Origin of the sequence: Marivirga atlantica (genome assembly GCF_016734805.1) — a bacterium.
GTDB lineage: Bacteria > Bacteroidota > Bacteroidia > Cytophagales > Cyclobacteriaceae > Marivirga > Marivirga atlantica.
This window is the reverse complement of the sequence record NZ_JAERQG010000002.1, coordinates 32,720-51,760: the sequence shown is the minus strand read 5'-3', so window position 1 is coordinate 51,760 and position 19,041 is coordinate 32,720. Positions and strand designations below refer to the sequence as shown.

Genomic DNA, 19,041 nt, shown 5'->3' with positions numbered 1-19,041 from the left:
AAAGATAACTTAACCTTAAAGGAAATGGAAAAAGCTTATTAAAAGCTTAACGGACTGTTTTTTCGAAAGTATATTCTTTGCCCTCATACTTGAGAATATAAGTGCCTTTTGGAAGCCTTCTGATGTTATAGGAAACGCCTTTACCACGTTTAATAACGCGAGAATTAGCATTTAACAATTGGAAACTAACCTCTTCTGTAAATTCAATCGACCACTTATCTGTATCAATGGCATGGCTAATTTCTCTTTTATCTGAGAAGTATTTGAATGGTGAAGATACCGAAGGATCGCCTTTTGGAGGATAGTAAACAACTCTGTAATTATTGTTCCCCGGAATATGATCAAGAGCTACACTATGCTGGTTAATAAATATATTTCCTTTTGTTTTTGCAGTATCAATAGGCTCCCAAATGTTACCAATTTCCTTCTCGATAACATAGAAACCTTCACTGCTTTCTTTGGAGGTAATCCATAATATTTCCTCCTCATTCACGTAAATATTTATCCATGAAAAGCTAATGTCATTTTGAATAACTTCAGGATTAATAAGCTCTGGCTTGCATCCATCCTGATGAATTATTCTTAGCACAATTCTATCTTCTAAATTAAAAGCTGATAAATCTATTTCTACAGCAGAAACATCCGGCTCACTGATTGAAAGCTCACCATTTACATATATCTGTTGAATGCAAAATTTCTGATTGGCTTCAAGAAAGGAGTTTCTGATAAAAACATTTTGTCCATGATAGAATCCTCTGATATACGTATCTTCAGCCATCAGCTCATATGAACCGAAAGCCTGAATAATAAATATGTATAAAAGAATTACTCTAAACATAAACCGCTATTCGTAACGTAATGACTCTATAGGGTCTAGTTTTGATGCTTTATATGCCGGATAATAACCTGAAAGTAAACCTACTACCACACAAACTATCAGTCCTGTAAACATCCAAACCCATGGTACTACAAAACCACCATCACTTATAATTGCTGAAATAATATTACCAATAACAATGCCTAAAATAACGCCTGCTATTCCCCCTAGCTGACAAATAACTATAGCTTCCCATAAAAACTGAAGTCTAATTTTGATAGGAGATGCCCCAATAGCTTTTCTGATACCTATTTCCCTTGTTCTTTCTGTTACAGACACCATCATAATATTCATTAAACCAATTGATGCACCAAGTAAAGTTATAAGCCCTATTGTAAAGCCTCCTATTCTTAAGTAACCGGCCACTTCATCCATTCTATCGGATAATGACTCACTTTTTTCAATGGTAAATGAATTTTCATTGCCAATTCTGTCACCTCTAACGGTGCGCATTGCCCCTGTCGCTTCACCAATAGCAGTCTCCATTAAAATAGGATCATCCACAGAAACAGTTATAGTGTACTGGAGCGTCCGCTGTGCAATAATAGTAGAAAGTCCTATCGGAATATAGATAGACTGATCAGGGCCTCCACCACCGAAACCTCCTTGTTCCTCAAGCACTCCAATAACTTTGAATTTACTTCCTAAAAATGATATGCTCTTGTTCAATGGCTCTTCATTTTCCTTGAAAAGCTTTTTCACCACATTTGATCCCAGGATCACCACATTATTATTATTCTGAATTTCTAAAGGTGAAAAATTTCTTCCTTTAGCAATATCATAAGCATTTTGAATGAAGCAATTTTCATCGGTAGCGGATATTCTCACAGTGGGAGTAGTTTTCTCTGATTTATACTTCAATTCGCCATTACCCGTAATGCGTGTATAAATTGATACTGAACCAGAAAAATTATACTTGTCCTTAAAATCAACTGCTTGTTTATAAGAGATAGGCTCGTATCTTTTTTCTACCTTTCCTTGTGAAGTGCCCCGCCTGCCGTCAACACCCCTGGCTTCAATATCGAAATTATTTGCGCCTAAACTGGCAAAACTATCTCCTACGGAGCTCTGTATACCTTCAATTGCTGTTAAAATCCCTACAAGAGAGGTTATACCGATGGCAATAATGGTAGCAGTAAGAACGGTTCTTAATGTATTCCCTTTGATGGAACGAATTCCTTCGCGTATGTTTTCTATATATTCCAAGGCCTAAGTTTTGTCAAATTTTAGCAATTAATCTCTAAATTTCACGATATATTACACGAAATGCTGATTTAGTTATTTGAATCGACTCAAATTAAATCATTCAAAAACAATTAACATTTTGTAAGACTTTAAACTTTAATTTGTACGAAATATAAGTACTATTATTTGAATGCCCGATAATTGATTAGTATTTAAGGGGGGAGTGATATAACAGCAAAGAATATAATAATCATGATAAAGCGACTTTCAGTCTTTATTTTATTTAGCCTATTGAGTTTACAACAGCTCAAGGCCAATCGAATTTTAATACCGATGGATGAAACCCAAAGCAATCATTTAAAGGCTTATGGTATCTCCTATTGGATTTTATCAAATGAGGTTTCAATGGATTGGCTTTTGAACTATAGAGGTGGAAGCTTTCTGGTTAGAAGCAATCAAACAATTATTAACGAATTGATTATAAGAGGCGTAAGCTATGAGATCATTTCAGAAGCATCCGCTAGTCAGTTATTAAATGAAATTGCCAGTCCTTCTTCAAATAAGGATGCCATGCGCCTAGATAAGGTGCCTAAAATTGCCGTGTACAGTCCTAAATCGAAACAGCCCTGGGATGATGCCGTAACGCTTGTACTCACCTATGCAGAAATCCCTTATGACGTGATTTTTGATGATGAAGTAATGAATGGTGAGCTTACTGAATATGACTGGCTTCACCTACACCACGAAGATTTTACAGGTCAGTTTGGTAAATTCTACAGAAATTATGCAAATCAGCCCTGGTATATTGAACAGCAACAGGAACAGGAAGCAATGGCAAAAAAGCATGGTTTCCAGAAGGTATCACAACTTAAATTAGCCGTTGTGCAACAAATCAGAAGTTTTTTAATGGGTGGTGGTTTTCTGTTTGCTATGTGCTCAGCCACAGACACCTATGATATTGCCCTGGCCGCAGCAGGTGTTGACATAGTTTCAAGAGTTTATGATGGTGACCCACCAGACCCTAATGCGCAGGAAAAACTAGATTATGAAGAAACTTTAGCATTTAAGGACTTCACCTTAAAAATGGATCCCTTGGAATACGAATATTCAGATATTGATCAAAACCAGAGTGACAGGCCCGGCATTAAGGAGGGCAATGATTTTTTCACACTCTTTGAATTTTCTGCTAAATGGGATCCAATCCCAACCATGCTTACACAAAATCATGAAAAGCTGATTAAAGGTTTTATGGGGCAGACTACAGCTTATGATAAAGCTTTGGTCAAACCTGATGTGGTGATTATGGGCGAAACAGAATCAGTAAATGAAGCTCGCTACATTCACGGTATTTTCGGCAAGGGCTTCTGGACATTTTATGGAGGTCATGACCCAGAAGATTACCAGCATTATGTGGGAGAGCCACCAACAGACTTAAACCTGCATCCCAACTCGCCAGGCTACAGGCTGATTTTAAATAATATCCTTTTCCCTGCTGCAAAGAAGAAAAAGAAGAAGACATAAAAAAAGCCCACCAAGTGGTGGGCTTTTGTGACCTCGACAGGAGTCAAACCTGTAACCTCTTGAGCCGTAATCAAGTGCTCTATTCAATTGAGCTACGAGGCCATATACTTTCTCATCGAAACCTTCGTTTCTGAATGAGTGTGCAAATTTATATAATTAATCAGGATAAGAAAAGGCTTTTATTTATTTATGCTATAAATAAAATCTTAACTTTGTCCGCTGAAATTGAAAACCGATTATCATTTTATGAAAAAATTACTGATTGTAAGCCTATTACTTATCACAGTTTCTCAAATACAAGCGCAAAACCTGGAAGAAAAAAATACTTTTGGTGCAAGGCCTGACCTCAGAGGAGACTTAACCTTCTCTTTTGGTATCAACATGCTCAACAGAAATAATGTTGACGCACTTGATTTAAGACCTTTCGGAAGCAATTCATTTTCAGTAGGCTACTTATACCCTATTAATCTTGGAAGCTCAAACTTCACTTTTAATGCTGGTTTAAGTTTATCTTATGAGAAATATGCCTTTAGCGATGACTCAGCACGTACACTAGTTTATGAGCCTACACTTGACGGTAATGAATTCAGCACTAATACTCAAATTGTTGGAATAGACTCTGAAATAATTGGAAATGGATTTGTAGAAAAATCTAAGTTTGAAACTAATTATATCAACCTACCAATTGAATTCAGATACTACCTCAGCGAAAGCAAAAGAGGTAATGGCGGATTCTTCATTGCTGCTGGTGCCAGTATTGGTTACTTAGTTACGGGTAAAACAAAAATTAAATATGTTGAGAATGAAGAAACCAAAAAGATCAAGCGTAAAGAGAACTTTGAGTTAAACCAGTTCAGATATGGTGCACACGTGCGTGTTGGTATTGCCGGTTTCGGAGCTTTCTTCAAATACGATTATTCAGAATTATTCAACCCTGGTAAAGGTCCGCAAAACACAGGAGCTACTCCAGTTAGATTTGGCTTAAGCTTTAATTTATTTTAAATAGCAGCAAAAACATCTTAATACATGAAAGCCGGTTTATCCGGCTTTTTTTATATCTTCTCCTTCAAACAAATCTTACTCAATGGCACAGTACGAAGCATCAGCATCGAGATATGAACAAATGCAATACCGCAGATGTGGAAGAAGCGGTATTCAACTCCCTTTACTTTCGCTCGGTCTATGGCATAACTTTGGAGACAAAAGCGATTTAAGAGAAAGTAGAAACATATTAAGAACCGCTTTTGATAACGGCATCACTCATTTTGATTTAGCCAATAATTATGGACCACCCTATGGTGCCGCTGAAAGAAATTTCGGCTCAATCTTTAAAGAGGATTTTAAAAACTACAGAGATGAATTAATCATTTCTACTAAAGCCGGCTGGGATATGTGGCCGGGACCTTACGGAAACTTTGGTTCCAGAAAGTACTTAATTGCTAGTTTGGATCAGTCACTGCAAAGAATGGGATTAGACTATGTCGATATTTTTTATCACCACCGGCCTGACCCCGACACACCTTTAGAAGAGACTATGGGTGCCCTCGATCAGATAGTAAGACAAGGCAAAGCATTATACGTGGGCATATCGCAATATTCTGCTGAAGACACCCAAAAAGCCGCTGCTATCCTAAAAGAAATGAAAACTCCATTCCTGATTCATCAACCCAGATATAGTATGCTGGATAGATGGGTTGAAGGTGGCTTATTAGATACTTTAGCAGCTGAAGGTTTGGGAAGCATTGTGTTTTCTCCTTTAGAGCAAGGTTTATTGACCGATAAATATTTAAAGGGTATCCCTGAAGACTCCAGGGCGGCTAAAGAAGGTACTTACTTAAACAAAGAGCAAATAAGTGATGAGCTTATCAATAAAGTACAACAACTCAATGAAATTGCTAAGAATCGTGAACAGAGCCTGGCACAAATGGCTATTGTCTGGCTATTAAAAGATGAAAGAGTGACTTCCGTTCTAGTAGGTGTGAGTAAAGTTTCTCAGCTTGAAAACAACATTAATGGGTTAGAAAAACTTGATTTTACGGAGGCAGAATTAAAAGCTATAGAATCAATACTGGCATAGAAATTCCTATTGAATATCTGCATTAATAACTAAAAAAAGAGCCTCAGTACTTAGTGCAATGAGGCTCTTTCTATTTATGCTCCTTTAAATTCGGGCTTTCTTTTATCTAAAAAGGCCTGTTTACCTTCTTTATAATCTTCCGAAGATCCGGCAATTTGCTGACTATACTTTTCGTATTCCAACATATCATCTAATGATGAAGTAGCCGCTTTGTTAAGCATCTTCTTAATCATACCAATTGATTTAGTGGGTGCCTTGGCGAAATAATCTGTGTATTGTTTTACGGCCTCATCCAACTCATCATCTGGCACAACTTTATTGACAATACCCATTTCAAGGGCCTCTTGAGCTGAGACCTTTGTTCCCATGGCACATAGCTCAAATGCCTTTTGGTAACCAACCAAATTGGGTAAAAAGAAAGATGAACCTGAATCAGGCACTAAACCAATGTTGATAAATACTTCCACTAACTTCGCTGATTCTCTGGCAATTATCATATCTGCAGCCAAAGCTAATGAACAACCTGCACCAGCCGCCACACCATTTAATTTGGCAATAATAGGCTTCGGCAGTTTACGCATAGCTCTTATAATTGGATTATAGCGCTTCTCCAATGAATTATAGAACATGCGTTCATCCTCATTTCTTGCTGATTTCAAATCTTGCCCGGAGCAAAATGCTTTGCCTTCACCGGTAATTACAACCACTCTAACCTCATTATCCTTAGCAGCAGACTTCAAGGCATCCTGAAATTCGTAGCTTATTTCATCATTGAAAGCATTGTAAAAATCCGGTCTATTAAAAGTGATGGTACAAACCCCATCAGAAAGATCATACTTTAAACTATTGTACATTACTAATCTGTTTAATTCAGAATTAAAATTGAGATAAAATTTACTAAAAAACCAATCAGGTAGCCGACCCATACTTGTTGATCGGTATGGGCATTAAGTCTTAGTCTGGCTGAACCTACTACACCCATTAGTAAAAAAGCCACCACCACAGCATAGTGAACAAATGTAGGTTCAACACCAAAAAGTAGGGCTACAAAAATACCTGCCGCTCCACTTATGGCTAAAGCATGCGCACTTATTTTCCAAAATAGCGTAATAGCTGTTAAAATCACCAGAGAAATAGAGACTGAAATAAGAATGTTGATCACCAAAGGAGGAAATCTAAACTTATCCCAGAAGAGATAAGTAGTTACTCCATAAAATATGCTGATGAATAGGAATGGAAAAAAGCGCTCCTTTTTATCATCCATTTCAAGCTTGCTTATGGTTCTTGTGAATTTAAGTACCACGATACCTGCAAATGGAATTAAAAAAGTGGTCATGAAAATCATGCTTAAAAACTTCCATGACAGGCTCGGACTAAAGCTTAAAGTAAGGGGCATACAAATGAGCACACCGCCAAAAATATAAGTAGTGATTAATAGTGGGTGAAAAACAACCGATATAATTTTTGCGAGCAGGTTGTTCACTATAATTCTTTTCGTAACCTCGCTACAGGTATATTCAGCTGTTCACGATATTTAGCTACCGTTCTTCTGGCTATTTGATAGCCCTTTTCCTTTAACAGTTTTTCTAGTTTATCATCCGATAGTGGCTTACTTTTATCTTCTTTCTCTATAATTTCTCTTAAGCTATTCTTTACTTCTCGGCTACTTACATCTTCTCCGGATTCGGTAGCGATACCTTCTGAAAAGAAGAATTTAAGTGGATAAATACCAAAATCCGTTTGTACTGCTTTACTGTTGGCTACACGAGAAACAGTGGAAATATCCATGTCAATTTTCTCAGCAATATCCTTAAGGATCATCGGCCTTAGTTTACTTTCATCTCCTTCCTGAAAGAAATCATATTGATATTCCATGATGGCATTCATGGTATTTAACAAGGTTAACTGACGCTGTTTAATGGCATCAATAAACCACTTTGCACTATCAAGCTTTTGCTTAACGAAACCAACAGTTTCTTTAAGCTTCTTGTCTTTCTTGTCACTTTTATCATAAGCCTTCAGCATTTCTGCATAAGAAGAGCTTACTCTTAAGTCTGGGGCATTTCTTGAATTAAGGCTTAGCACCAACTCACCATTTTGCTCATTAATGATGAAATCAGGCATTAAATATTGAGTGCGCACCAAGCCACTGCCTGCCCCACCTGGCTTAGGGTTTAGTTTGGTGATGGTTTGAATAGCTTCCTTAAAAAGCTCTTCATCTTCCACATCAAGCTTCTTAGTTATTTTATCATAATGCTTTTTAGTAAACTCATCGAAACATTCATCTACAATTCTGGTGGCAAGCTGAACGGCATCTGTTTGGTCAATTTTTCTTTCAAGCTGAAGTAAGAGACACTCCTGAAGATTTCGAGCAGCAATACCAGCCGGATCAAAGTCTTGAATCTTCATTAAGATGTCTTCAAGCTCATCCACATCAGTCATTACATTTTGTGAGAATGCTAAATCATTCACTATTGCATCAAGCTCTCTGCGGATGTAGCCATCGCCCTCAATACTACCTATGAGCTGTTTACCTATTTTTTCTTGTCTTTCATCGAGCCCCAAATAACCCAATTGGGTCATCAGTTGATCATTAAGCGTGGTAGACATAGCGATTGGCATTTCGCGCTCTTCCTCTTGTCCTCCACTATCACCTCTTGTTTTATAATCTGCATAATCATCATCCTGCAGGTAATCATCAATGTCTATTTCATCATCTTTAGATGACTCTTCCTCTCCATATTCGTCTTCAAGGGTATCAGGTTCGTCTTTACCTTCTTCCAGAGCGGGGTTAATCTCAAGTTCTTCTTCAATACGGCTATCTAACTCAGCAGTAGGCACCTGCAACAGTTTTATAAACTGAATCTGTTGTGGTGATAAGCGCTGACCTAAGCTTTGTGTTAAAGTGAGTTTTTGCATACTGAATTACAACCTAAAAATGGTGCCAAAGTTTATTCTTCAAATTTATTTAAATTCTTCAAATCTTTGATAAAAAGGGTAAAATATCCAATTTTGCGCCACTGAAATTATTACTAATTAACGCATAAAATTTATGACTGTTCCTGTAAGAAACAAAATCAAAAAGTTATTAACCGGAGAACTGGTTGGCGAAAATGTCTTAGCCAAAGGGTGGGTAAGAACTAAAAGAGGAAATAAGCATGTAAATTTTATTGCATTGAATGATGGTTCAACCATCAATAACATACAAGTAGTTGCCGATCCTGCCATCATTACTGAAGAAGTATTGAAGCATGTAACAACCGGAGCAGCCATTAGCGTGGTAGGTAAACTTGTTGAATCACAAGGAAGTGGGCAGTCAGTAGAAATTGTTGCTGAAAATATTGAGGTGCTTGGTAAAGCCGATCCTGAGAAGTATCCGCTACAGCCTAAGAAGCATTCTATGGAATTTATGAGAGAAGTGGCTCATCTAAGAATGCGTACCAATACTTTTAGTGCCGTATTCAGAGTTAGGCATGCATTGTCTTATGCTGTACATGAATTCTTCCATATGAAAGGCTTTTATAACCTCCACACACCAATCATTACTGCTAGTGATGCTGAAGGCGCTGGTGAAACTTTTCATGTGACTAATTTCGATTTGGATAACATTCCTAAAACTGATGAGGGCAAAGTTGACTACAAGCAGGATTTCTTTGGGAAGGAAACTAACCTTACTGTGTCTGGTCAGCTTGAGGGTGAATTAGGCGCCATGGCTTTGGGCGAGATATATACTTTTGGACCAACATTTAGAGCTGAGAACTCAAATACCACTCGGCACCTAGCTGAATTCTGGATGATAGAGCCAGAAATGGCTTTTTATGAGTTAGATGAAAATATCCAGCTGGCACAGGATTTACTTCAGTACACAGTAAAATATGTAATGGAAAACTGTGAGGATGACTTACAATTTTTATCACAGCGTGCCCAAGATGAGGAGAAAAACAAACCTCAGACTGAGCGATCTGAAATGACGCTAATGGAACGTTTACAGTTCATTCTGGAAAATGACTTCGAGCGTATTACCTATACTGATGCAATCGATATTCTTAAAAACTCTAAGCCAAATAAGAAGAAAAAATTCAACTACTTGATTGAAGAGTGGGGTGCTGATTTACAGTCGGAACATGAAAGATTTTTGGTAGAAAAGCATTTCAAGAAACCAGTAGTAATTTATAACTACCCTAAAGACATCAAGGCCTTCTACATGCGCCAGAACGATGATGATAAAACTGTAGCTGCCATGGACATTCTTTTTCCTGGTATTGGAGAAATTGTTGGGGGGTCTCAAAGAGAAGAACGTTTAGAGAAGTTGCAAAAGCGTATGGGTGAAATGAATATACCAGAAGAAGAAATGTGGTGGTATTTAGATACCCGTAGGTTTGGATCCGCTCCTCATAGCGGTTTTGGACTCGGTTTTGAAAGATTGATGCTGTTTGTTACCGGAATGGGCAATATCAGAGATGTAATCCCTTTCCCAAGAACACCAGATAATGCGGAGTTTTAAAAAATAAAGTGAAGTTTTAAATCAATCCCACATTTTAAATAAAGTGTGGGATTTTTTATTTCTTTCAAAACATCTGCCATTGTATCTATTCCCTTTTATAGGTTCTAATTAGTAAATCTCCTCTTGTTAATAGAAACCATATGCCTCCAGTAATAAATGAAAGCAGATCGTAAATATCAGCAGTAAAGCGTGAGGACAGGTAAGGAAACAAGACTTCAACAATAATGGATAGCAGCACAATTGCTATTACCACATCTAAATAAGTAAGCTTATTATCCAAGATAACTTTGCGCTCTATAGCCAGTGCGTGGAGCATAATAGCTCCTGCACAGAAAGGATCTAAATAATTGTCAAGAAAAGGGATATGAATTTCGAATATTATTTCCAGCACTTGATGGATGGTAAATGCCAAAACAGGTATAATAAAACCATAATGAAACAGTATCTTCTTCATAAGGCTATGATAAAAGCTAGTATTAATCCCAATATGTAAATTGGGCTAAAAACAACTAAGGAAAGTACTCCCAGTACTTTGATGGAAATCTTTTTGACTTTCTCGGAGGTAGAATCCTCAGGTTCTATTTGTGAAATATCGACCCACCAACCAAAATAGTTTTTTACTATATTTTTAAAATCATCCCATTTACTATTTGATGCCATCAATTGCCTTTTATTTTGAGTAATAATTACCAATTAGACATACTTTATGTTCAGACAAAATGAGTTTTATTGAGGAAATCAAATTCCTTGACTGCACCAAATTAACGACTTTGTTAGCATGAAATTCTGTCATTTAACAAAATGACAAATCTATTGTCAACTTCTTTTGATAGTCTACAAACTGTTAAACAATTAAGAGAATATCCATCTTTAGTGCATTTGCTTTCTTGAAGTGGCTATATTTAAATAGATAAATGACACCAATGCAAAGCCGGCACCCGTATAGAAAGTACGCTGGAAGAAAGCTGAATCATTGCTATAAATCCAGCCGGAGATAAAGGCTCCCATCCCTATCCCTATTTCGAGGAAGATATAAAGGGTTGCCAAAGCTTTCCCTCGCTTGTTGTCATCAGCCAAATCGATTGCCCAGGCAAAAACCGTGGGTGAATTCATTCCAACAGCTAATCCGAAAACTATTCCAGCTCCAATAAGAGATATTAACGAATTGGATAAAGCTATAAGCACCATGGCTATAGCCAGCATAAAAGAAGATACTTTAAGCACTTTAACTCTGCCAATTTTGTCTGAAATCTTTCCAGCCACGATCCTAACGCCTAATGAAGCCAATACAAATACAGCAAAGAAAAGTCCCTTATTGCTAATATCTAAATGCGCACTATAATCCGGCATAATGGTCAGTACCAAACCGAAAGAAAAAACACTTAAAGCCATATAGATAGCGGGAACAAGCACTTTCTTCTCTATAATTTCATTTCTATTCAGCTTCAGTAACCCAAAATTGAATTGTACTTTATCTACCAAGGTTTCATTCATTCCTGCCAGAATGATTACGCTCATAATAGCCGTAGCGGCAGAGGTGTAAAAAACATAATCGATCGGATAGATGCTTCCAATATGGCCACCAAGTGCATTGCCAGTAGCTGTTCCAATACTGATAGCTACTCCGATGATCCCCATCGCTTCTCCCCTTCTATTGAATGGAACAATATCGGCCACATAAGCTGCATTACCCGTTGGTGTGAAACCTGTTGAGAAACCATGCAACAAACGGAGTATAAAGAAAGCAACCACTCCTGTTACAAAAGGATATGATAAGCCTGCAATAAAACAGACAACTGCTCCAAATATCATAACAGGTATTCTACCAATTTTATCGGCTAATTTGCCACTGAAAGGTCTGGACAAACCTGCTGTAATTGTGAAAAGCGATATAATCAAACCTTTGTACTCACCTCCACCAAGACTGGTAAGGAAATCAGGTAACATAGGAATGATCATGTTGAAGCTGGCAAAAAATAAAAAAGCACTTAAACTAAGTGCTATAAAAGGGCCATTAATAAGTCGCTCTTGCTTCATGCTGCAAATTAAAGCAACTTAAAACTTTAAAGCACCTTCTTTCATTAATTTGTCAACTTTAAGCAAACCAGCTACACTTAGTGAGTCGGTGATTTTTGATTCCATCACCATCTGAATAGCTTCTACTACAGGAAGTTTTTTAATAGCTAAATCCTCTGACTCTTCAAACTCAGTAGCACCTTGAGTTAATTCAGTAGCTAAGTAAACAAAACCAACTTCATCGGAAACCGAATTGCTTAAATGCATGGTGAGTACTTCTTGCCAGTTTTCAGCACTTAAACCTGTCTCCTCTTTCAGTTCTCTTTTTGCACCGTCTAGTTTATCCTCACCTTCAGGGCAACCACCTTCCGGAATTTCCCAGCTGTAGATATCTAAGGGATAGCGATGCTGACCTACCAGCCAGGTATTGCCATGTTCATCTATTGGGATGATGCCAATGGCAATATTTTTAAAATGCACTTTACCATAAATCCCTTTTCCTCCACCAGGATTAATTACCTGATCTTCCTCCACCTTAATCCATGGGTTTTCATAGATTTCTTTAGAGGCAAGCGTTTGCCAGGGATTCTTTTTTGAATGGTCAGACATTACATTAATGATTTAAGCACAAAGAAACTATGCCTAATCGGAAATAAGAAGAGATTATTTATTTAATAAACCCCACTGCCTAACATCACCAAGGTGCAGGCGTATTCTGTTTCTATACCAGCTTCTTGGGCTTTCTTTACTAGCTCAGGATTTTCTGTACCTGGATTGAAGATGATGCGTTTCGGATTTAAGCCTACTATATAATCATAATACTCAGGCTGGTTTTGAGGCCCTAAGTACATGGTTACTGTATCAACATCAGTCACCTCAGGAGACTTTTTAATATCCAGTATTTCCTCTCCGAACACCTCTCCTTTTTTAATTCCTACAGGTACAATCTCATGACCAGCATTAGTTAACCTATCTGCTGCGAAATAGGCATAACGTGATGGATTAGTAGTGGCTCCGATGATGACTGTCTTTTTACTCATAGGTTGTTAAGTTATTAAGATTAGCATGTTAATGAATTAAAACAGCAAAGTATACCAATTGTTAGTTGATCAATGCTAATTGTTAATTGCCAGTTGACAATTGTTCAACTAGTTTTTCAGCACAGCGTTCGCCATCCATAGCGGCTGAAACAATACCGCCCGCATAGCCAGCTCCTTCTCCACAAGGGTAAAGTCTTTTTGTAGTAGGGTGCTCTAAGGTTTCTTTTTCTCTCGGAATACGAATAGGAGATGAAGTGCGACTCTCAACACCCACAATTTGGGCTTCATTGGTTAAATAGCCCTTCATCTTTTTTCCGTAAGCCTTAAAGGCTGCCTTCAGTCGCTCCGTAATAAAGTCAGGCAACACCTTATTCATGTCAACAGATTTTAAACCTGGTTGATAGGAAGTATCAGGAAGATCTTTACTTACCACTCCTTTTGTGAAGTCAATGAGTCTTTGAGCTGGAGCTACCTGCGTTCTGCCACCTGCTTCCCATGCGCTTTTTTCAATAGCTTCTTGTAGTTTCAGTCCTTTCAACGGGCCAAACTTTTCATAGTCTTTCATATCCTCCAGTTCAATAGCTACAACGATTCCAGAGTTGGCATATTTAGAATCTCTTCGTGATGGACTCATGCCATTAACTACCACTTCACCCTCTGCCGTTGCGGCTGGTACTATAAATCCACCAGGACACATACAAAATGAGAAAACTCCTCTTTGGTGATCGTTATAATAGGTTTGATGTACCAATGCGTATGAGGAAGCCGGTAAGTATTCACCACGATCGTCTCGCCTGTATTGAATTTTATCAATTATAGCTTGAGGATGTTCCACACGTACCCCCAGAGCAAAAGGCTTTGCCTCTATAAGGATATCAGCTTTGTGCAGTTGTTCAAATATATCTCGGGCAGAGTGGCCTGTTGCAAGAATAAAACCATCAGCCTCAAAAGTTGCACCATCGGCAGTTTTCACTGCGTTTAAAACATCTTCTTCCTTAATAAACTCAGTAACCTTGGTATTGAAATGTATTTCTCCTCCCTTGGCTAAAATAGTTTCCCGCATTTCCTGAATAAGCTTAGGTAATTTATTGGTACCAATGTGCGGATGGGCATCAATAAGTATATCCTCTTTAGCACCATGGGCCACTAGAATTTCAAGTATGCGCTTTACGTCTCCACGTTTCTTTGAGCGTGTGTAAAGTTTTCCATCAGAGTAAGTACCTGCTCCCCCTTCTCCGAAACAATAATTGCTTTCTGGATTCACGAGATGCTCTTTATTGATGGCCGCTAAATCTCTTCTCCTGGCCCTTACATCCTTGCCCCTTTCCAGAATTATCGGCTTTACACCTAACTCAATAAGCCTCAAAGCAGCAAACAATCCGGCAGGACCCGCTCCAATAATTACAGCTTTCTTTTTATCTGATACTCTCTGAAGTGAATCAATATTATAAGAAATTAAATCAGGCATGGCTTCCTTACCATAAACCTGAACCTGCATTCTAACTTTAATTTCCTTAGAACGGGCGTCAATAGAACGCTTATAAATTCTGATATTATCGGCAGCCTTAAGTCCTATTTTTTGTCTGATGTGACCGAGTACATTTTGCTCGTCAAAAGCTTGTTCAGGGGTAAGAATTACCTCTTGGGTGTGCATATATTTCTAATTAGGGATTTAAGGTGCTAACCTTTTTCAATCTAAAAACATAACCGATGGAAACTCCAACAATTGGGCTCACCCGGAATTCTCTATTTTTCAGATCATCAAATACAGTATTATTATCACCGGTATTACTAATGTCTTCATAAAAATGATAGCCAAAATTGACTCCCACATTTAAATCAAAAGTAAATCCATTATCATTAAGGTTTTGCAAAATTCTGGTTCCTACAAGAAGTCCATATCTGATACCTTGTTGTTTTACAGTAGCTCTACTCTCAGAATTATCAAATGAATTGGTATAGTATTTTAAGTGATCAATATTTTGGTAGCCTAAGGAATGTCCAAAATAAGGCATACCAAAGGGGGAATCCTTATGGTAAAAACGTTGCCTAAAAGAAAATCCATATCCTTCAAAAAAGGTGTCTCCTGAAGTTAAATTATAGGAATTAGCAAAAAATGGATTTCTATATACGTGAAGCAGGGCTTCATAGCCTATGCGCTGTTGTATATTATATTCCAATGAAATCTGTAGATCACCAAAAAGCATATTGAATGGATTTACCTGCGCCACAATTGTAGGAAAGTCGCTATTTCTTGGCTTCATATAAGAGATCCTTTTTGACCTATATCTGTATTCAGGTTTATTGTATTTAGGTGTTTCTTTGCTTTCTTCATTAGCTAGTGTTTGTCTCAAAAGAGGCTCATACTCATCATAAACCGGCTTATAGAAGCCTGCAAGTATTCCATTTTCATTATACAGCTCCCATGTACCTGTTTTGGTTTGACCATCGACTGTGCCTTTCATCTTTTGGGTGCCATCTTTATAGAAGCCTATATATTCACCCAAACCATTATCATATTCTGCACGGCCTTCAATCTCACCAGTTTCGTAATAATAGATCCATGAGTCAACATATTTTTCATCTACAATTCTTCCTTTTAATTTTAGCTTGCCGCTTTCGTAAAATTCCTTGTAATCTCCACTGCCTGCCTCATAAACACTTTCCCCCTTGGTTGAACCATCTTCATAATAGAGCTTCCAGTAACCTTCTTTTTTACCGGCTCTTTCGGCACCTTCTGCCTCCAGCGAACCGTCAGGATAATAGTAGGACCATTTTCCATGGCTTAGATTATCCTTAAAATGCCCGACACCCGAAATATTGCCTGATTTATAAAAGTAGGTCCACTTACCTTCCTTCGCACCTTCTTTATATAAACCTTTGGATTTGAGCTCACCAGTTTCATAATAATTTCTCCAGAGGCTATCACTCTTACCATCAGTAATAAAGCCTTCCATTTTCACCTCACCATCAGGGAAAAATTCTTTATAGACACCATCACCCTGGTTATAAATGGCCTTTCCTTTTAAACTACCATCTTCATAATAGTAATTCCAAAGACCATTTTTGTTATCATTCAGATATTCCCCCTCGCTCTTCTGCTCTCCGGTTTCATAAAAATAAATCCATTCACCTTCTCGGTAACCATCATAGATATGGCCTTCCATCCTCTTATTTCCATTTTCAAAATAGTAAGTCCATAGGCCGTGATTAGAGTTATTTTTCAAATGACCTTTCATTTTTAGCTGGCCATTCTCAAAGTAATATTTCCACTGACCAATAGGCTCATTATCTACATACTCCCCTATGCTCTTAAGCTGACCAGAAATGTAGTATGATTCATAAGTACCATACAGCTCTGTAGGTTTTAAATCGCTTACAAAGTAGCGTTCCTTTAACTGCTCACGATCCTCATCATAGTAGTTCCTCACTTCTTTGCTTTGCGCTAAAGAGAGTATAGGGAGTAACATTAATATGATGACTATATTTTTCAATTATCTACTTTTCCTGAACCAAAGATTTGCTGCACAACCCAACCTTTACCCCACTCATTCTGCTCTTCTTCTGTCCATAATTCAGGAAAGAAAATTCTTTTTTGGAAACGTGGTGGTAAATATTTCTGCCAGTTGGTTCCACCTGTAGCAGGTGCGTCACCTTCTTGCTGTTGTAAATATTTAACAGCCGATTTATAATGAGCCAGTGGCCAAAACACATTCACATTCAAATCATAAGATCTTAAAGCTTTCTGAATTTTCTCCTGTAAAGGATCATTCTCATCTAAGCTTTTATATTTTTTCCAAAGATTGCAGTCCTCAAAACGCTTAATCCAACTAATAAATTCATTCTTATATTTAGCTTCGAACTGTTCTAGCGTTAACGTTTTCTTACCCGTTTCAACCTCAGTAGCACCTTTCTTCCAATAAACATAAGGATATTGCTCTTCTATGCTTTTGTCTTTAATATCATCTCGTACATCCTTTTGAAGAATATGGTAAAGCGGTGTAGAAGCAAACTCTATTAACCTATACTGTCCGGATTGAAAGCCACTTGCCGGTAGTAAGGCCATTCGAAATCTTTTAAACTGCTCAGGCTCCATACCTTGAACCATAATTTCAAATGACTTGGTTAGCGCTTCAAAATACCTATTGATTCGCTCAACCCTCTCTAGAAAATATTGTGCAGATAATTCCTCATTCCACCCTTTATCTTCTCCATTTGCAGCAATTTCTCTTCCATTATTAGCAATCTGCTCAATCTCATGAAGACTCAATTTGAAGTATAATTCGGTAATCTGATGGTAGATAATAAAGATCAATTCATCAGGAAAATCAGTCTTAGGCTTTTGAAGTGTTAATAAGGTATCTACATTTACATAATCCCAATAATTGAGATAGTTTGAAAGTAGCAAGCCATCCAGGTAGGAGCTAATGTCCTGACCCATGGCCTGATATTTCTCATTAAGTTTTTCGATATTTTCCTGAATCTGCTGCTTGTCCACTATTTAACCTTTAAAAAATCAATTATTAACAATACCAATGGATTAATCAAAATCCCTTTTAAATTTGCGACATCTAAGTACAAAAATATAAAATTATAAACCAATATATTATGATTACAGCCTCAAAGGACCAATTTGAATCGCCTGATTTTTACGCTTTGGATGGATTATTGACTGAAGAACACAAGTTAATAAGACAATCAGTGCGTGATTTTGTGAAGAAGGAAATAAGTCCAAACATTGAGGAGTGGGCTCAAAATGCTCATTTCCCTTATGAGATAGTGAAGAAATTTGGTGATGTGGGTGCTTTCGGACCAACAATTCCTGAAACTTATGGCGGTGGTGGCCTTGATTATATTTCTTACGGATTGATTATGCAGGAAATTGAACGTGGTGATTCAGGCATGCGTTCTACAGCTTCTGTACAAGGATCATTGGTGATGTATCCTATCTATAAATTTGGAAATGAAGCGCAGCGCAATAAATATTTACCAAAGTTAGCATCAGGAGAATGGTTAGGTTGCTTCGGTTTAACTGAACCTGATCATGGATCAAACCCTAGTGGCATGGTAACCAATTTTAAGGATGCAGGTGATCACTATGTTTTAAATGGAGCTAAAATGTGGATTTCTAACTCTCCAAAAGCAGATGTAGCTGTTGTTTGGGCGAAAAGTGAAGAAGGTAGAATTCACGGATTAATTGTAGAAAGAGGAATGGAAGGTTTCTCAACTCCTGAAACTCATGGTAAATGGTCGTTAAGAGCAAGTACTACTGGAGAGCTTGTTTTTGATAATGTGAAAGTACCAAAAGAAAATCTGCTTGAAGGTAAATCAGGCTTAGGAGCTCCTATGATGTGCTTAGATTCAGCCAGATTTGGTATTGCCTGGGGTGCTATTGGTGCTGCTATGGACTGTTACGATTCAGCCAGAAGATACTCTTTAGAGCGTCATCAATTCGGCAAACCTATCGGTTCATTTCAATTAACTCAGAAAAAATTGTCTGAAATGCTAACCGAAATCACCAAATCACAGTTATTAAACTACAGACTGGGTCAATTATTTAATGAAGGCAAGGCAACTACCGCTCAAATTTCTATGGCAAAACGCAATGCCGTAGAGGTTGCGCTAAATATTGCCAGAGAGGCAAGACAGATTCATGGTGGTATGGGTATTACAGGAGAATATCCTATGATGCGTCACATGGCCAACTTAGAGTCGGTTGTTACTTATGAAGGTACTCATGATATTCACTTGCTTATTTTAGGTAAGGAGATTACCGGAATACCTGCATTTGAATAATTGATTTAGGTTTAATTTTTTTAAC

The 19,041-nt window shown here is 37.7% G+C and carries 18 protein-coding genes and 1 tRNA gene; 5 read left to right on the top strand and 14 right to left on the bottom strand.

Annotated elements, in window-relative coordinates; all coding sequences use genetic code 11:
- Positions 1 to 46: 46 nt before the first annotated feature.
- Positions 47 to 838: a hypothetical protein gene (locus tag JKP34_RS07675; RefSeq protein ID WP_201919460.1), complete on the bottom strand. Its 792-nt coding sequence runs from the start codon at positions 836 to 838 to the stop codon at positions 47 to 49.
- Between the two features lie 6 nt (positions 839 to 844).
- Positions 845 to 2,083, bottom strand: a complete 1,239-nt coding sequence (locus JKP34_RS07670) for an ABC transporter permease (protein ID WP_201919459.1) — start codon at positions 2,081 to 2,083, stop codon at positions 845 to 847.
- Between the two features lie 231 nt (positions 2,084 to 2,314).
- Between JKP34_RS07670 and JKP34_RS07665 the strand changes: the two genes are divergently transcribed.
- Positions 2,315 to 3,583 carry an asparagine synthetase B gene (locus JKP34_RS07665; RefSeq protein WP_201919457.1) on the top strand — a complete coding sequence of 423 codons (1,269 nt, stop codon included), beginning with the start codon at positions 2,315 to 2,317 and terminating at the stop codon, positions 3,581 to 3,583.
- 28 nt (positions 3,584 to 3,611) lie between these two features.
- Here the strand turns inward: JKP34_RS07665 and JKP34_RS07660 are convergent.
- Positions 3,612 to 3,685, bottom strand: a tRNA-Arg gene (locus tag JKP34_RS07660).
- 144 nt (positions 3,686 to 3,829) lie between these two features.
- Between JKP34_RS07660 and JKP34_RS07655 the strand changes: the two genes are divergently transcribed.
- Entirely contained in the window at positions 3,830 to 4,585 is a 756-nt protein-coding gene (locus JKP34_RS07655; RefSeq protein WP_201919455.1) for an outer membrane beta-barrel protein, read from the top strand.
- 82 nt (positions 4,586 to 4,667) lie between these two features.
- Positions 4,668 to 5,660 carry an L-glyceraldehyde 3-phosphate reductase gene (gene mgrA / locus JKP34_RS07650; RefSeq protein WP_201919453.1) on the top strand — a complete coding sequence of 331 codons (993 nt, stop codon included), beginning with the start codon at positions 4,668 to 4,670 and terminating at the stop codon, positions 5,658 to 5,660.
- A 74-nt stretch (positions 5,661 to 5,734) separates the two neighbouring features.
- Here the strand turns inward: mgrA and JKP34_RS07645 are convergent, their stop codons facing one another.
- The 3 genes from JKP34_RS07645 to rpoN form a co-directional block, all read right to left on the bottom strand.
- Complete coding sequence (locus JKP34_RS07645) at positions 5,735 to 6,514, bottom strand: enoyl-CoA hydratase/isomerase family protein (RefSeq protein ID WP_201919451.1); 780 nt, start codon at positions 6,512 to 6,514, stop codon at positions 5,735 to 5,737.
- Positions 6,515 to 6,525: 11 nt separating this feature from the next.
- Positions 6,526 to 6,996: a PA-phosphatase gene (locus JKP34_RS07640; RefSeq protein ID WP_201919449.1), complete on the bottom strand. Its 471-nt coding sequence runs from the start codon at positions 6,994 to 6,996 to the stop codon at positions 6,526 to 6,528.
- Positions 6,997 to 7,142: 146 nt separating this feature from the next.
- The gene (gene rpoN, locus JKP34_RS07635) at positions 7,143 to 8,579 is read right to left on the bottom strand and encodes an RNA polymerase factor sigma-54 (protein WP_201919447.1); all 1,437 of its coding nucleotides are present in this window, start codon (positions 8,577 to 8,579) and stop codon (positions 7,143 to 7,145) included.
- Positions 8,580 to 8,712: 133 nt separating this feature from the next.
- Here rpoN and asnS point away from each other — a divergent pair, with 133 nt between their 5' ends.
- Complete coding sequence (gene asnS / locus JKP34_RS07630) at positions 8,713 to 10,164, top strand: asparagine--tRNA ligase (protein ID WP_201919445.1); 1,452 nt, start codon at positions 8,713 to 8,715, stop codon at positions 10,162 to 10,164.
- An 85-nt stretch (positions 10,165 to 10,249) separates the two neighbouring features.
- On the opposite strand, the gene JKP34_RS07625 is transcribed toward asnS, so the two are convergent.
- The 8 genes from JKP34_RS07625 to JKP34_RS07590 form a co-directional block, all read right to left on the bottom strand.
- Positions 10,250 to 10,618 carry a hypothetical protein gene (locus JKP34_RS07625; RefSeq protein WP_201919443.1) on the bottom strand — a complete coding sequence of 123 codons (369 nt, stop codon included), beginning with the start codon at positions 10,616 to 10,618 and terminating at the stop codon, positions 10,250 to 10,252.
- The gene (locus tag JKP34_RS07620) at positions 10,615 to 10,824 is read right to left on the bottom strand and encodes a hypothetical protein (RefSeq protein ID WP_201919441.1); all 210 of its coding nucleotides are present in this window, start codon (positions 10,822 to 10,824) and stop codon (positions 10,615 to 10,617) included. The genes JKP34_RS07625 and JKP34_RS07620 overlap by 4 nt, the downstream gene beginning before the upstream one ends.
- 210 nt (positions 10,825 to 11,034) lie before the next feature.
- A complete protein-coding gene (locus JKP34_RS07615) occupies positions 11,035 to 12,201 on the bottom strand; it encodes an MFS transporter (protein WP_201919439.1) in 1,167 nt (388 codons plus the stop codon).
- Positions 12,202 to 12,219: 18 nt separating this feature from the next.
- A complete protein-coding gene (locus tag JKP34_RS07610) occupies positions 12,220 to 12,789 on the bottom strand; it encodes an NUDIX domain-containing protein (RefSeq protein WP_201919437.1) in 570 nt (189 codons plus the stop codon).
- Positions 12,790 to 12,851: 62 nt separating this feature from the next.
- Positions 12,852 to 13,220, bottom strand: a complete 369-nt coding sequence (locus tag JKP34_RS07605) for a CoA-binding protein (protein ID WP_201919435.1) — start codon at positions 13,218 to 13,220, stop codon at positions 12,852 to 12,854.
- 82 nt (positions 13,221 to 13,302) lie between these two features.
- Positions 13,303 to 14,874, bottom strand: a complete 1,572-nt coding sequence (locus tag JKP34_RS07600; protein WP_201919433.1) for an NAD(P)/FAD-dependent oxidoreductase — start codon at positions 14,872 to 14,874, stop codon at positions 13,303 to 13,305.
- Between the two features lie 10 nt (positions 14,875 to 14,884).
- On the bottom strand, positions 14,885 to 16,690 hold the full coding sequence (locus JKP34_RS07595) for a toxin-antitoxin system YwqK family antitoxin (RefSeq protein WP_201919431.1): 1,806 nt from the start codon (positions 16,688 to 16,690) through the stop codon (positions 14,885 to 14,887).
- A 20-nt stretch (positions 16,691 to 16,710) separates the two neighbouring features.
- Entirely contained in the window at positions 16,711 to 17,718 is a 1,008-nt protein-coding gene (locus JKP34_RS07590; protein WP_317193662.1) for a tryptophan 2,3-dioxygenase family protein, read from the bottom strand.
- A gap of 110 nt (positions 17,719 to 17,828) precedes the next feature.
- Here JKP34_RS07590 and JKP34_RS07585 point away from each other — a divergent pair, with 110 nt between their 5' ends.
- Positions 17,829 to 19,016 carry an acyl-CoA dehydrogenase family protein gene (locus JKP34_RS07585; RefSeq protein WP_201919429.1) on the top strand — a complete coding sequence of 396 codons (1,188 nt, stop codon included), beginning with the start codon at positions 17,829 to 17,831 and terminating at the stop codon, positions 19,014 to 19,016.
- Positions 19,017 to 19,041 lie beyond the last annotated feature (25 nt).